Origin of the sequence: Mycobacteroides sp. H001, from assembly GCF_001440005.1 — a bacterium.
Lineage (GTDB): Bacteria > Actinomycetota > Actinomycetes > Mycobacteriales > Mycobacteriaceae > Mycobacterium > Mycobacterium gwanakae.
In genome coordinates this window covers 1-225 of the sequence record NZ_LJYH01000001.1, presented here as the reverse complement: position 1 = coordinate 225, position 225 = coordinate 1, and the positions used below count along the sequence as shown (strand labels likewise).

Below are 225 nucleotides of genomic sequence, written 5' to 3'. Positions count from 1 at the left end.
TCTTGGCCGCCGCCGCATCACCGGCAGCCTTGTTCGCATCGGCCAACGCCTTATCCGTGGTGACCTTCACCGCCGCAGCCGCATCCGCAGCCGTCTGCGCCGCCGCCGCATTCTGATCCGCAACCGTCTTGGCCGCCGCCGCATCACCGGCAGCCTTGTTCGCATCGGCCAACGCCTTATCCGTGGTGACCTTCACCGCCGCAGCCGCATCCGCAGCCGTCTGCG

1 protein-coding gene is annotated in these 225 nt (G+C 68.9%); it reads right to left on the bottom strand.

Going from position 1 to position 225, the window contains the following annotated elements; translation table 11 throughout:
- On the bottom strand, positions 1-225 hold a 225-nt coding region (locus AOT83_RS27715; protein ID WP_205626751.1), incomplete at both ends, for a hypothetical protein.